Source organism: Sphingobacterium sp. SGR-19, assembly GCF_011043555.1.
Classification (GTDB): domain Bacteria; phylum Bacteroidota; class Bacteroidia; order Sphingobacteriales; family Sphingobacteriaceae; genus Sphingobacterium.
In genome coordinates this window covers 269442-284128 of record NZ_JAAKGS010000005.1, presented here as the reverse complement: position 1 = coordinate 284128, position 14687 = coordinate 269442, and the positions used below count along the sequence as shown (strand labels likewise).

At 43.1% G+C, this 14687-nt stretch carries 11 protein-coding genes and 2 tRNA genes; 1 reads left to right on the top strand and 12 read right to left on the bottom strand.

The window, feature by feature from the left end:
* Window positions 1-6: 6 nt before the first annotated feature.
* From G5B43_RS11910 to G5B43_RS11880, 7 genes are all read right to left on the bottom strand, one after another.
* Window positions 7-1665: a sialidase family protein gene (locus tag G5B43_RS11910; RefSeq protein WP_165294968.1), complete on the bottom strand. Its 1659-nt coding sequence runs from the start codon at window positions 1663-1665 to the stop codon at window positions 7-9.
* 26 nt (window positions 1666-1691) lie between these two features.
* On the bottom strand, window positions 1692-2936 hold the full coding sequence (locus tag G5B43_RS11905; protein WP_165294967.1) for a sialidase family protein: 1245 nt from the start codon (window positions 2934-2936) through the stop codon (window positions 1692-1694).
* 62 nt (window positions 2937-2998) lie between these two features.
* Window positions 2999-4501, bottom strand: a complete 1503-nt coding sequence (locus G5B43_RS11900) for a PKD domain-containing protein (RefSeq protein ID WP_165294966.1) — start codon at window positions 4499-4501, stop codon at window positions 2999-3001.
* A gap of 28 nt (window positions 4502-4529) precedes the next feature.
* Entirely contained in the window at window positions 4530-5726 is a 1197-nt protein-coding gene (locus G5B43_RS11895) for a sialidase family protein (RefSeq protein ID WP_165294965.1), read from the bottom strand.
* A gap of 12 nt (window positions 5727-5738) precedes the next feature.
* Window positions 5739-7184: a RagB/SusD family nutrient uptake outer membrane protein gene (locus G5B43_RS11890; RefSeq protein ID WP_165294964.1), complete on the bottom strand. Its 1446-nt coding sequence runs from the start codon at window positions 7182-7184 to the stop codon at window positions 5739-5741.
* A 26-nt stretch (window positions 7185-7210) separates the two neighbouring features.
* Complete coding sequence (locus tag G5B43_RS11885) at window positions 7211-10450, bottom strand: SusC/RagA family TonB-linked outer membrane protein (RefSeq protein WP_165294963.1); 3240 nt, start codon at window positions 10448-10450, stop codon at window positions 7211-7213.
* A 123-nt stretch (window positions 10451-10573) separates the two neighbouring features.
* Window positions 10574-11266, bottom strand: coding sequence for a FadR/GntR family transcriptional regulator (locus G5B43_RS11880; RefSeq protein WP_165294962.1), 693 nt, complete (start codon window positions 11264-11266; stop codon window positions 10574-10576).
* A 313-nt stretch (window positions 11267-11579) separates the two neighbouring features.
* Between G5B43_RS11880 and G5B43_RS11875 the strand changes: the two genes are divergently transcribed.
* Complete coding sequence (locus G5B43_RS11875; protein ID WP_165294961.1) at window positions 11580-12221, top strand: DUF6266 family protein; 642 nt, start codon at window positions 11580-11582, stop codon at window positions 12219-12221.
* A 102-nt stretch (window positions 12222-12323) separates the two neighbouring features.
* On the opposite strand, the gene G5B43_RS11870 is transcribed toward G5B43_RS11875, so the two are convergent.
* The 5 genes from G5B43_RS11870 to G5B43_RS11850 form a co-directional block, all read right to left on the bottom strand.
* A tRNA-Val gene (locus G5B43_RS11870) sits at window positions 12324-12398 on the bottom strand.
* Window positions 12399-12410: 12 nt separating this feature from the next.
* Window positions 12411-12485 (bottom strand) — tRNA-Val (locus tag G5B43_RS11865).
* Between the two features lie 92 nt (window positions 12486-12577).
* Window positions 12578-13246: a hypothetical protein gene (locus G5B43_RS11860; protein ID WP_165294960.1), complete on the bottom strand. Its 669-nt coding sequence runs from the start codon at window positions 13244-13246 to the stop codon at window positions 12578-12580.
* 139 nt (window positions 13247-13385) lie between these two features.
* Window positions 13386-14009: a fibronectin type III domain-containing protein gene (locus G5B43_RS11855; protein ID WP_165294959.1), complete on the bottom strand. Its 624-nt coding sequence runs from the start codon at window positions 14007-14009 to the stop codon at window positions 13386-13388.
* Between the two features lie 21 nt (window positions 14010-14030).
* Complete coding sequence (locus G5B43_RS11850) at window positions 14031-14435, bottom strand: hypothetical protein (protein ID WP_165294958.1); 405 nt, start codon at window positions 14433-14435, stop codon at window positions 14031-14033.
* Between the last annotated feature and the right edge of the window lie 252 nt (window positions 14436-14687).

The window sequence follows — 14687 nt, the reverse complement described above, 5'->3', positions numbered from 1 at the left end:
TTGTTTTTATTTAAGGATATCTTTTAATTTAATAGCTTGGAAAACCATATCCGCTTGACTACTCTCATAAAGAATTCCAATTGTTTCATTATCTATACTCGTTAAGCAGGAATATCCTCGACTGTTAAATTCGTCCAACAACAGAGAGGAGTCGGCTCCAGACCACAGCATCCCATCGTCATAACTGTGTTTAATAGTCATGTTATGCCGCTTTGTCTTTGACGCAGGATTTGAAAATAAAAGGACAGATTTGTGCTTGCTGCCCGCTTTATAGTCATGCCGAATGATGCTTGCCATACAAACAGGTTCAATTAAAGCACGATGCGAAGTAGGATGTACAGACCAATTTTCACCTAAATCTTTGGTGACAGCAATAGCTCGTCCATTGGAATCATCTATTCGTCCTTTATTTGAATTCGCTCTCATATTCAACATAATCGATCCGTCGGAAAGCTCTACGGCCATACATTCAGTAGTCGACTCATTCACAGCGGGTTTGCTGGATTTCCAAGTTTTTCCACCGTCTTTACTATACGTGATATTTGAAAAGGCTTCGCCGGTTTCGTCTCTTCCTTGGGTTGGGAATACCAACGTACCATCTTTCAAGGTAATTCCTTGGCCCGGTGCCGGAGCCCACAACCACCATTCTTCCTTCTTCCCCATCTCCGTGATATTCATAGGATCCGACCAAGTTTTGCCGTCGTCGGTACTTTTTACAATCAGGAATTGCGAAGTTTGCTTCACCCCGAATCCTGGCTGAGAACCTTTCGTCCGCCACTGGTGATTCCACTCATCACTTTGTTCATTTAAATCCTCGACCCATTTACCCTCCGCATTGATCACTCCATGCATCCACAAACCAGCGATATAAATCGCATCGGAATTTTTATCTACGAGAATACACGCATCCGAAACCCCATTAAACTTCTCCGGCAAACCACCCCATTCCCCCATATCCATAACGATCTGTATGGGCTCCCATGTATTTCCATTGTCTTCACTTCGATGAATGCCAATGTCCATATGTCCCTGCAAATCACGACCACTGTCGTAACGGGCATCAAATATTGCTATCAACGTTCCCTTATTTGTTTGCGCCAAACCCGGAATTCTGGAGGTATGTACCGCATCTTGCTTATGCTTCCGAACGGCAACCCCAATTCGTTGCTTAATTCCATTATCCTTCTTATTGGCTCTCTTGTTTTTCCCATCAATTTGAACAGATAACAAGCTAGCGTCAACAAAATTTAAAATGTTTGCGTCGTCATTAAGTTCATAAGAAAGCCAGAAATAGTTGTTCCCTTTTTTTAAAAGTTGATCGCTTTCAAGCCTTAGCTCTCGGCCCACATTATGTGTGGTTGAAACCAATATCGCCTTCGTCGTTTCCATATTCCCAGGAAGAGTATCCTGCCCGTAATAGTAGACACGAGCTGCTTTGATATCTTTCAGATCTGTTGTCCCTTCTGTATCCAAGCGGATGCCTGTCAGCTTACGACCTTCCGAAGGGGAGACAATATTAATTCGGATGATGGGGTTATTTGCTTTCTTTTTTAATACCGGCAGTTGAAACTGATCGCTTGAGATTTTGAAATCAGCGGGAGCAAAAGCAAAAAGCGATAAGATAAAACAAGAAAACACTGCACTAACTAAAACACTAATCTTCATTTTTGTTGACTTAACTTATTTACTATTTATTTATTCCTTGGCTCCGCAGAACCGTTTAATACCCACGTCAAATTGAATTTGTGAAAATCAATCGAACGGTTACTAGTTTCCGAGCTTCCGGTATTTTCGTTAATTTCGATCAAAGCACCAATCTCATTATCTTTAGTCTTTACCATACTAGAATACCCGCCTTTCCCTTGGCTTTGTGCCTGTTGTTCGGTTAGGGAATCGTAAACTCGTCTATCAATAGGCCAAGTCTTACCTTCGTCATAACTTAACCTAATCAACATCCGACCTCTCGTTGTTGTACTCGCAGAATTCAAGAAAAGTATCCTATTTCGGTTCCATGTAAACCTCAGTATTGATGCCTGATTGGCCGGATCAGAAAGGGTTCCATCCGAAGTCCAGTTCGAAAAGTTCGATATCGTCCCAGTTGCTACCCTTCTTGTTTTGGAAAGCTCCCATTGGGTTCTGACCGGTCTATCGTTTCTAATTAAACCTCCATTGGCTTTTTCAATAATCGTTCCCTCACTCGTGCCCGAAGCCAAAAGCTGATATTTCCATGTCTGACCATGGTCATCACTGTAAATATTTCTACCTATCGCCGGAATAATCAATCTTCCTACGGCCTCCACCTGTGTTTTCTGAATTCCAATACCAGGTCCTATGGCATCCCATGTGTAATTACGGGGTAACAAGGTAGACGTTAAGTCCACAGGAGAAGACCAGCTATTGCCGTCGTTGTCACTATATGAAGCGAATACTTTTCGTTCTCCCCAACTATCGATTCTTTCAAAGCCATCCGTACCAGACTGATTATGATAACCACTATTCCAAGACATAAACAACCAAACGCGCCCGTTGGATTCATCCACTACCGCAGTCGGATTTCCCCAGGTACCATCCCCTTCGCTGACAACAGTTTTTAGAGCTGACCACGTTTTTCCATTGTCTTTAGAAGTTTTATATACTAAATCAATATTTCCATAATCGCGATTATTTCCTTTCCTTCCCTCAGCAAAAGCGATCAATGTACCCGTTGCTGTCCGGATAAGTGATGGTATCCGATAAGAATGATATTCCTCTGTTCCCCCGTCGAAGAGTTTCAACTGGGTGTGTGTAGGCGGAGCCTCCAACAAATCATTGTCCAGCGAATCACGGTTCGATGGAGTATCTGGTTTCTCCTTTGGTACACCTTCTTTTTCACAGGAAGAAAAGCCAGCCAACACGCCTATTAGGATCAAAAAAAACTGTATAGGTATTTTATTCATTATAATGTATCCCTGTTTAAAAGCAGTCCGGAAGCAAGAACTCCCGGACAAAGCTATCGTAGCTAAAAATTATAAAGAGCTGCTACCTCAGCCGCAGTTAACGCCTTATTATAAATCACCAAATCATCCAACATACCGTCAAAGTAGTTACTATCGCTCGTAGCCCCTCGTTGCATTCCTATCTTAAAGTCCCCACCATTGGATACGTTCTTAATTCCTTTAGTAGAAGTAACCTCTTTCGCTTTTACGCCATCAATGTAAACGGTTGTTTTCAAGCCACTCCGCGTCGCAACCACATGGTGCCATACATTATCATAGAGTTTACCTTTCTCTGCTTCACTCATACCGAGGAATGATCCCCCATTACTATCCTCCGTAGCAAATCCGACGAGCTGGCTAGTTGTGTTTGCACCTAGACGTAGCCACGTCTGATTATCTCCACTACCTTGATCACCACTTTCCTGCCAGATCATCATGCGCCTAGTCAACGTTGTTTTCACCCAGACAGAGACAGAATAATCATTCGTTCCAAAATTCATAGCTGCATGATCCGCCACAACCAATCCACTGCTTCCATTAAACACAGCTGCATTATTCTCATGTGTTTTTCTATCAATCCCGGCGCTCGTAACCGTGCCCTTTACGGTAGGGACGAACTTATGGGGTCCCACATCATTCAAACTACCTCCGAATGGGAAATAAGCAGCTAGTTGATCGCCGGGTACAACCGAAATGTATCCTTCTCTAACCTTCTCTTTCGTTACGGCGATATTCGTTCCGCTTAACTTCACTTTATATCTACCAGGCCGAGAATACGTAACGGTAGGATTTTCATCCGTACTAGTGGCTGGTGATCCGCCTTCAAACTCCCATAGCCAATTGTTTACTGACCCTACCGAAGAGGCTGTAAACGTTATGCTCTGACCCTCGTAGGTGCCCGTTGCGCTCGATGTGAAATCCACACTTAAATTGCTGGCGTCTAATACTTCGATAAAGTTCTCCTTAATTTCCACGTCCGAGAAATCAGGATTAGTTACTGTCAACTTTGCCTGATAGATGCCGACTTCATTAAAATGAAGTTTCGGATGCTGTTCGGTCGATGTCACTACGACACCTTCGGCCGAAGTAAATTCCCATTTCCAGTTTTCAATCAATCCGACCGATAAATCCGTAAAGCTAACCTCGTCGCCCTGTATAATTATGGTTTGATCAGCTTCAAATAAGGCCTCAACGCTGTTGTAACCAACAGCAATCTCTTTCGTAAGAAGTGAAGTCCCTCTACCATCCGATATTTCTAGCGATACCTCGTAATTCCCGGGTTGTTCGAACACCACCGTTGGGCTCGAAAGAACAGATTCTCCGATGTTACCACCTTCAAACTTCCAGTTCCACTTGGTAATTTTCCCTGTCGAGATATCTGAAAAAGTAACAGGCTCTCCCACCCGAATCACCTCCGATTCGGCTACGAAGTCCGCCTGCAATCGCTCTATATCATTTTCTTTCTTACAGGAATAAAATATTCCCAGTAATGCAATATAGATAACTAGTGAAAATTTAGTTGTCATAGTCTATAATTGTTAATTAGTACATTTATTACTTAAAGTCACTTAGTACCAACAGTTTAAACGCAATTCCTTCGTATGGTCTGCCGGTACCTCCTTCATAAACGAGCGCTAGGTTACCATCTTTTGTCCCCGTCATATCCGAGTAGGCTGAAGGGCCTGCGTGGACCTGTGTCTTTTTCGCCCAGCTTGAACCACCGTCAGTACTGAGTTTTACGGTCATATTTTTCCGTTCTACACTCGCTGCATTTGCAAAAAATAAATGGTGCTTACCATCGAAGAGATCGGAAAAGAGGCTTCCTTGACAAATAGCATCTACTAAAGAGTAGTCGGTTTTCATCTCACCCCAAGTTTCCCCACCATCGTCACTTATACAATATTTCCGCACATTTCCTGAACTAACTCTATGATTCATGATCAGCCGTCCATCCGACAGTTCAGCCACGGTGCATTCGCCTACTTTATCCGCTGTTGTCCGAGCGCCCGGCTTCCAGGTAAGCCCGTTGTCATCCGAATAAATGGCGTGAGAATAGTCCTTCCGTTGACCATCCACGCGTACGGTATAATAATTAGGCGCTACCAATCGCCCCTTGTAGGTCCCTTTTGTAATCTGGATACCATGGACAGGACCGGTTCCGTACCAGTCCCATTCAGGAGCTTTGACACTCGATGTAATTTCTACAGGCGCGCTCCAAGTCATTCCCTCATCGTCGGAAGACGTGTAATACGCCCTTCTAGTATCCTCACCCTGTCCGGTAGTCAGGTCACCCCAGTCATCACTACCATGGTTCCAAGTCATCAATAGATGGATCTTCCCCGTCACTTTGTCGACAATAGGAACCGGATTCCCACACGTATTCATACCATCATCCCAGATCGTGATCATATTTCCCCATGTTTTTCCGTTATCCTCCGATATCTTCAAAACCATATCAATATCACCCGTATCCCCGTTGCTTCGCAACTTTCTGGCTTCGGCGAAAACCAACAGCTTGCCGCTGTTTGTTTTGACAATAGCAGGAATACGATACACCTGAAAACCACCTGTATTCTCTTTGAAAATATAATTAAACGTATCTTCTGGATCGTCGTCGTCATCTTCCCCTTTGTTATCGCCTGGTTTGACGACAGGCTGAGGTGTTTCCGATTTACAAGCGACAAACGCTCCAACCATCGTTAAACAAAACAATAGAATAATAGTCGCTGCTAACTTTTTCCTTAAAATCATCTTTTTTTATTTTTATTTTTCGTAACCATCCGTCTGTTTCAACTCAGGGTTCCTATCAATCTGTATTTTCGGAATAGGAGAATATAAAGGAACGGTCGTCCCGCTCAAATTAGGAACCTCACCATATACATCGATCGTACCACCAAAATGAAATCGCAATAAATCAGGCCAACGCTTGAGCTCCAGATAGAATTCCCTAAACCGCTCCCGAAGAATAGCTCTCTCCACCGCAATCTTATCCGTTGCACCTGTATAATCTCCAATTTTGGCCCGGGCTCTTATTTTATCCAATTCGTCTATCGCTTCGCCGGTACGATTCAAGGCAGCCAAAGCTTCAGCCTTAAATAGGATCATCTCGGCCAAACGATAAACCACGATGTCCGAATCATAGTAGCGGTTTCCTGCATTTACACTTCCTCGCATCTTGTTATCAAACCAACCGATAGATACGTCGCCGGGCGCAACAGCTTCTATAATAGATTTTGACCGACGGATATCCGAGGCATATTCTTTAAAAACGCTCTGCAATTTCGGAGACGGTGCATATTGGCTGCGGGCTCCACTTCTGGCAAAAGCAATATCACCTACATTGACAGCATTCTGTACAAACACATCTCGTGGTTTCAACTGACTACTGTAATGATCACCTTTCTCATCCCGATGCATATAGATCGAAAAGATAATCTCTCTCCCATTTTTACTCTCATTGTCAAATATTTTTTCAAAATCTTCTTCCAAACTTGTTCCAACGCTTGCAGCATCCGCAGCCACAATTACCTCCAGTAGATCCGTATCCGTACCATTTAATACCTTCGCCTTCCACAATAGAACATCTGCTTTTAAGGCATAAGCAGCTGGTTTGGAAGCTCTGCTCTTATTTTTAAATCCGCTTTCCGGAAATAATTCAATCGCTCTGTTTATATCACTTAGCACCTGATCCATGACATCTTCCTTGGGTGCTCTGGGAAGTTGCGGCTTGCTGTCACTTTCTGTAGGTTCCAGTTCTAACGGTACATCCCCCCAGATACGCAGTAAACTAAAATAGGTATGCGCACGCATAAAGTAAGTTTCGGCTAAAATACGGTCCTTATCTGCCTGTATTCCGAAATTAATTTGTTCGGAATACTTCAATAATAAATTGCAATGTTGGATGACACCATAAAAACTAAGCCAGTTGGGAGCATTTTGGTCGGTCAGATTTTGATTCCAAGCATTTGAAGGACCGCCCTCCATACCGGGGACGAAAGAATCCCCTCGATCCTCAAAATAATTGGTATTATTGTTCACATTTCTAAATTGATCGTAGATTCCAAAGAGATAACTTTCCATATCCCCTTGGCTTTGCCAATAGTCATTGTTCGTAATATCAGAGACGGTATCCACCTCTAATAAGCTATCACAGCTGGAGCACACTAAAATGCCGATAATAAGCGTGTATATGTTAATGTAATGTCTCATTTCAGTTGAATTAAATTATTTGATTTTTAAAACGTAGCGCGCATTCCAAAGTTAATCTGTCTTGGTCTTGGATATGTACCATAATCAGCACCATCAAATATCTCCGGCATCATACCATCGTACTTCGTTATATAACCAAGATTATAAACCCCGCCAAAAACTTCTAACCCCTGCACTCTTGCTTTTTTCAAAAACTCATTTTTCATCCGGTAACTTAAAGACACTTCGCGAAAAGCGAGGTAATCTCCCTTGCCATAATAGCGACTGTTGTTGCTCCCCCCACTTGTATTTCCAAGCCCATTATCCCAACGCATATGATTCCTAAAGTTATAATCGTAGTCACTTTGCACCGTATACTTTGGGTACTTCGCATCATGCCCTTCTGTTTGCCAGCTTTCGGTCATCGCTTCCTTAAAAGCATTGTTATTGTTCCGGCTACTTCCCATGACGTTTCCTTTAAAACCGTTGTCGATAACGTGACCGACAGACCAGTCTATGACGAAACGTAACGACAACCCTTTATAAGAGAAATTATTGACCATACCTCCCATTTTATCCGGTCGGATATACCCCATAAAGACCATATCGTTGTTGTCTAATACACCATCACCATCCAAATCTTCGAAATTTGCGTCACCTGCTGTTTTCGTTCTTCCCGAAGCATTTCGATCCAGTGGCGCATTGGCAGCCTCCGCGTCCGTTTGATAAACGCCGAGGTAATGATACGCCCATCTTCCGCCGAAACGTTCCCCTTCCGCAAGACCACCTACCTTTTTATAGTCTCCTAAGACAGGGTCGTAAACGAAGTTACCGTTTATTCTATTTTTATCCTCTTCATTTTCAGGAAGTTTAATCACCGAAGCACGGTTAAAAGAGAACGTGGTACTCAAATCCCATGTAAAATTCTCATTTCGGATCGGAGTGGCCTGCAATTCCACTTCAAAACCACGATTACGGATAGATCCATAATTACTTTTGATAGAACCAAAACCGAGCTGCGATGAAAGTGGCTTATCAAATAGTCGATGATCGGTTACTTTATTATAGTAGTCTACCAAGACCGAAACTCTGTCACCAAACAAACCTACATCCAAACCTGCGTCAAAAGATGTTGTACGCTCCCATACTAAGGTATTATTCATCAGAATAGTATTCAATATGCCCACATTACCCATATAACTATATCCGGTCTGATAACGTCCACGAGAGTCTAAGGGATTGATATTATTGTTTCCAGTTCTTCCCCAGCTGCTGCGAAGCTTTAAGCGTGACACAGCTGTATTAGAAAGGGCTTGGAAGAAGTCTTCGCGATGCACGTTCCATGCGGCCGACATACCCGGGAAATAACCCCACAGTTTATCTTTGGCGAACCTAGAAGAACCGTCCATCCGCATACTAGCAGATAGTATATATTTGCGATCATAGTCATAGTTGACCCGGCCATAGTAACTCAACATGGCTTCGTATCCTTTGCTTGTAGTTACACGTTGTGTCAATTCCGAAGTCGCGTTTAATGTAGGAATATGGTCCGTCAATGCTTCTCGACCACTTCCAGTCATACGGTAGCTATAATCATGGTAATAACTTCCCCCTAAAATTGCACTGAAATTATGTAAACCAGCGAATTGTTTATCGTAAGATAGTAATCCATCCGCCTGAAGATGTCTGTCTAAGTTATGTCGCGCCGAAGCCGGTCTGTTTGTTACGGTCTCGTTGTACGCCTCGAAGTAGTTTTCGACACCTTCTGCGCTAAAATAATATACGGAAGGTTTAAATGAGAGTCCAGGGATGATATCCCAGTTGGCACCCACTTGAAAACTCGTTCGGTATACCTCGGCATCGTTATATTTCGTTTTATAATAGATCTCGTGCAGGCGATTTCTGAACGACGAAACACCTTCCCCTGGCGCCGGCAAACCATCCTCATAATAAAGGCGATAGGTAGGCGGCATCAATACACTTCTTGACAACACCCACTCATAGTTGTTAGGTGTATTGGCATCCCGCAGTTGATAAGTAAACTTCGTATTTACACTCCATTGGTCACTCAATTTAAAATCACCATTGAATAAAGCACTGTAATTTTTGTAATTGGTGCCCCGTACAATTCCGTCCTGATTTAAATACCCCAAACCAAAGTAATACCTTGCTTTCTCGGTACCCCCACTGATATCAAAATCGACTTCTTGCTTCCCTCCTACCTGAAAAGTAGCCTCTTGAAAATCGTTATTTTGAAAAATCAATTTCTTGCCCGTAGCGGGGTCAATCATCGTTTCCCAACCTTGATTACCTAATAAGTCCGCTACATAATCCTGACCGTAATTTTGAAGGTATACGTCCAGAAACTCCAATGTATTTTTTGAATTTCTCGGATTACCTGTTGACATGCCATACCGGCCACCGGTAAGATAGAAATCTGGATTTGATTTATTAAAATCCATCGTATTCTTACGCGTCAGATATACGTAGTCCCGCGCATTCAACAACGGTAAACGACTCAGCTGTTCTTCAATCCCGTGTGTATATCGCACATTAATTGTTGGCTTGCCAATTTTACCCGTTTTCGTCGTCACGATAATAATCCCATTTGCTGCTCGTGCACCGTAAATAGCCGTCGAGGCTGCATCTTTTAAGACAGTAATGGACTCAATATCATCCGGATTCAGGTCACTTATGCTACGGGTCCCCTGAGAGACCAGCCCATCCACAATAAATAAAGGAACATCACTTTCGGGAGACGTCGAACTACCACCTCGTATAAAGATCTGCGGGCTAGAACCAGGTTGACCATCAGAAACTTGCAAAGACAGGCCAGCGACTTTACCCTGAAGTTGAAGCATCGGGTTTTGCCCGGGTGCCTTGTCAAACTCTTCTTCGCTGATGCGAGTCACCGAAGTAGCCACCGTTTCCCGGCTCTGCACGCCATAACCGATTACGACAACCTCGTCTAAAGATTCCGATTCCGGCTCTAGCGATACGTCTACCCGACTCTCCTGAGTAACGGCTACTTCATAGGTATGGAAACCTATATAGGTAAAAATGAGCACGCCGCCATCTGATGGCACATCGATCGTATATTCTCCATTGCTATCGGTCGTCGAGCTCATCGACAGGTTTTTCAACCGAACACTGACTCCCGGTAACGCAAGCCCGCCATTCTTCGAAACGACTTTACCTGTAATCCTGAAATTAGTTTGTTGGCCAAATGCGACAGAAGAAAGCAAAAAAAACACAAGAAATAGGGTGCTTAAAACGTTTGTTTTCATCTTAATTTAGTTTATAATTTAATGTTTATATGTTCTACATATCAAATGTATGCATTTAAACCATAAAACAAAAAAAATTTTGATTAAATTTTCATTAAATAGTTAGTAATTGGTTTTTTGGACTTAAAAATCCCTTAAGCGATCAAGATGGGGAGCAAGATGTTCCAACATACCTTTATTGAAATCTTCTTTGGAACCATGCTTTAGTATTTCAACTAAATCTAAATGACTAACTTTGCCTCTAAGTGGCTTATCCTCCATGGCTGTGACATAACCAAAAATAGGGAGTAGCATAATCTGAAAACGCTTTAATGTTTCGTTCCCCGTAATTTCATAAAGCTTTCCATGAAAGGCTATTTCTTGTTTAATCCGAAAAGTGTTGTCCTCAATGTCTTGGGTTTTAGCAATTCTTTCGAGTTCTTTAATATCTTTATCTGTCCTTTTTAGATACAATAGTTCCGCGAGCCCCATTTCTAATACGAGCCGAAGTTCAAATATATCCTTCAGTGTGGTATGATCCATAATAATGGGGTCTAGTACCTTCTCGAAAGAACCCAAAATATCTGGATGCACAAATACCATCCCTCTCTTTTTCCGTGATTCGATCAAGCCAAGCATCTTCAAACGGCTAAGCCCTTCGCGAACTACATTTCGGCTCACGCCTAAAGCCTCGGCCATCTCAAGTTCTTTTGGCAAGGCATCGCCTGGCTGGAATGCTTTTTTCTTTAAAAATTCAATTAACTTAACCTCTACAATATCGGCCATGGTCGGCGTGGATATTTTTTGTAAATCGCTATTTAGACCTCTAGTACTCATCTTACAAATATATAGCAAAATTTTATATTGTTTATATGTAGAACAAGATAGATGAAAAATCGATATCCTGCCCGTGAGGGAAAGCACATAGAACAATCATAACGGTAGCGGACCGGATTCACGGGAGATTATTTTATAATTTTTAGAGGTTATAAAGAGTTTATATAGTGGTTTAATAGAGGGTTTATAGAGGTAAACCACTATTATCTCCCTATTTTATCTTTTTATAATTTTATTTTACCTACTTTAGTATTAGTTTTATCAATATATACGTTATACACATTTTACGAAGCATCACATAAAAAATACAGATATGGCAATTCTTAAAGATGGAATACATGGGCCTTTCTCAGGTAGAGTTGGAAATGTCGTGGGCTATGAATTAAATGGTCAAGCGATCGTCCGCAGCCTCCCATCCCGTCCTAAACGTAAGCCGACCAAATTGGCAGCGCTAAATCAACAACGGATGAAAGTGGTTTCACAATTTCTTCGTCCTATTAAACCGATTATCAATTGGGGATATAAGGATCTGGCTCCTTCTGGCAGTCGAATCGGCTCTTTTCAGCAAGCACAATCCTACATATTTAAAAATGCGTTGGATTATGATGCAGATAATGAAAACGCTCCGTACGTCAATCCGGAAAAGGTATTGCTCTTCCGTGGAGAACAAACACCCCCAAGGAACCCTCAGGTGAGGCGGGAGGGAAAAATATTGGTTTTTGAATGGGACTCGTCGTATACCGGCCTCCGTGACGAAATATTTGTCGCAGCCATTTACGATGGAAAAAATATATTCGATTTGTTGTCTTCAGGCCCTGATTTATCAGCTCGCTCCTATGCATGGGAACCGTTTGGCAACACGATGATGGGAAAAGTCCCATTTCACGTTTACGTGGGGTCCAAAAACACGCTAACCGATAAGTTGTCTGACTCGGTGTATCTGGGGGTAGTGTAAGAGTTAGATCCCGGGACACAAACAGGAAATTGAATGGACTTTGATTATGCGAGACTGCATAAAAAAAGTCCTTTTTTCTCAAAAAAGGACTTTTTTGGATTGTGGGAGATACTGGGTTCGAACCAGTGACCCCCTGCTTGTAAGGCAGGTGCTCTGAACCAGCTGAGCTAATCTCCCAAGGTTCTTATGTGGAGAATACTGGATTCGAACCAGTGACCCTCTGCTTGTAAGGCAGATGCTCTGAACCAGCTGAGCTAATTCTCCAAGCCTTTTGCTTATTGCGTGTGCAAATATAGGGGTAAAATCTGATTTGCAAAATTATTTTTTTAATTTTTTAAGTATGAAAGGGCAACCCGTTAATTGTTAAGACCTCGCGTCTTCCGTTGCATAGCAGCCATCGCAATCGACGCGCGTTTATACATCGGATCGACCAGCTCGATCAGCCGCCGATAGGATTCAAATACTTCCTTCGCAAAATCCAAGTTTCGCTGGTACATGTCAGACAACTCCCCATAGATCTCCAAAAAAAGCTGTTCCTCATCGTCCAGCGAAACGATATTAACCGAGAGCTCCTCATAGCGCGGGTACACATCGTCGAATATACCAAAATACCGACCATGCACCGGCCAATGCTCTTGGTATTCGTCGGCCGGATCGATCAGGTCTATTTCATTATTGTAGCGTTGGGTCATGTCATCCACTAAGGTATACAAATCCTGCACCCCTAGATTGTGCTTTTCTAGATCCTGAAACAAACCTGTCACGTCAATAGTAAATTCACCATTTATTTCAGGCAGATTCTTTCCATCGGATAAGCCCAGGCTGTCTTCCCCGAATGCCAGACTTTGATTTAAGCGGTGGGCTTCCATGTCGCTTTCGGCCGTTTGTTCCCGTACGGCCAACAGCCCTTTTGCCAAATACTCCAGGCGCTGCTTCAGATCCCAGACTACATCATGTGCTTCGTAGTAGCGTGCTAAAGCTTCTTTTTCGTAGTCTGGCTGCTCCTTGGCGTCATCAAATTCCAAGATAATATCTTTTAGCAGGTGTGGGCGAACAATTGTCTTTATATATGTTGTCTATTTATTTTCCAAAAAGTGGCTATCCCACTCCGAAGAGGACATCATATCCCGTGATGCAGGGATAGCCAAGATTACGTATCAACGTTTAAAACACGTACGAACGCACGACATCGCTATAGGTCATCTGCGGGTTCCTACCGATATAAGCGACACGGAACTCATACTCCTGTACCGGTTCCAGTCCGGTCATGGTCACTTTAGATCTGGAGCTTATCACCCTTGTCCATTCGGCGTCGCTGTTTTTCTTCCGGTATTCAAACTGATAGGCTAGCTTACCCTTCCAGTAGGCAGTCTTCAGCGTGGTTACCCCCGATATACGCGCATTGACTTCTACCGAAAGGAACTTTGGCTGTGGTGCCGGTTCGGGGCCGATGGTGCCTCGTGCTGACGGCTTAAAGCCTGCCGCTAAAATAATTGCTGCATCGCCGTTTGCCTGACGCTCTACATAGAGGTACAGGTGGTAGACCATGGTCTTCAACGCCGCAAAAGCCTGGTTTTTGAGAACGACAAAACGCTTGTCCCGATACGCCGCATCGGCCTGCGCCTGCTTGACTTTGGCCAGCGCCTGTTCCAGATCGGCAATGCTCGGATCTACATCCGTAAACAAATCTGCGTTTTCTGTTAATTTAACAATGATGTTTTCAACGAATCTAACAAACTGTGCTTCTCCGTTACTGGTTCCCCCAGTTTTTAATGTTACTTTACTCATGATACTTTTTTTTGTTAAAAATTAAACTTTTTGTAACCCTTTCGCAACATCATGTTTATTTATGGAATCCAACACGTTTTCATTGATATACGCCAATGCCTTATGGTACAGCCCCAGCCGGCTTCGTTCGTTTTGGTCTGCTTGACGATCTAATTGTCGACAGTATTCCTCCAGTAGCCGACAAACGTCCAACAAGAGTTCGCCCTTACCGCGGAAAGGAAGATATTCCGGTCTGCTGAGTCGATGCCACGCGTCCCGTAGACTATGGTTGATACTGATATCCGGCTCCCAATAAGCGTTCGTGTTGGGCGATTCGTTCGCGTAGGCTAAGCTCGCCAACATCGGAAACTCTTTGAGCAAATTGCCTACGGCATCGATTTTATAACCGATAAGCACGGCCCACTGCTTTCCCTGGTTCAGCAGCAACGGAACTTTTGTGTCGCTGTCGAAAAAGAGATACAGCGGTTATCGCTCAAAGGCAGGCTGTGGGGTAAATAAAGTTGGGAGCTGTTCATAAATTGGTACAATTGCCAGAAACTAATCTCACCCATAGCGGGGTCAACGCGAATTCCGTCTGGATCAATAGTTCCCTTTAATTCCAGAAGAACGCATTCTTCCAGTTCCATAAAAATGGCCTCTAGATTGTTACCTATACGATAATGATGGTTTAAGGGCAAA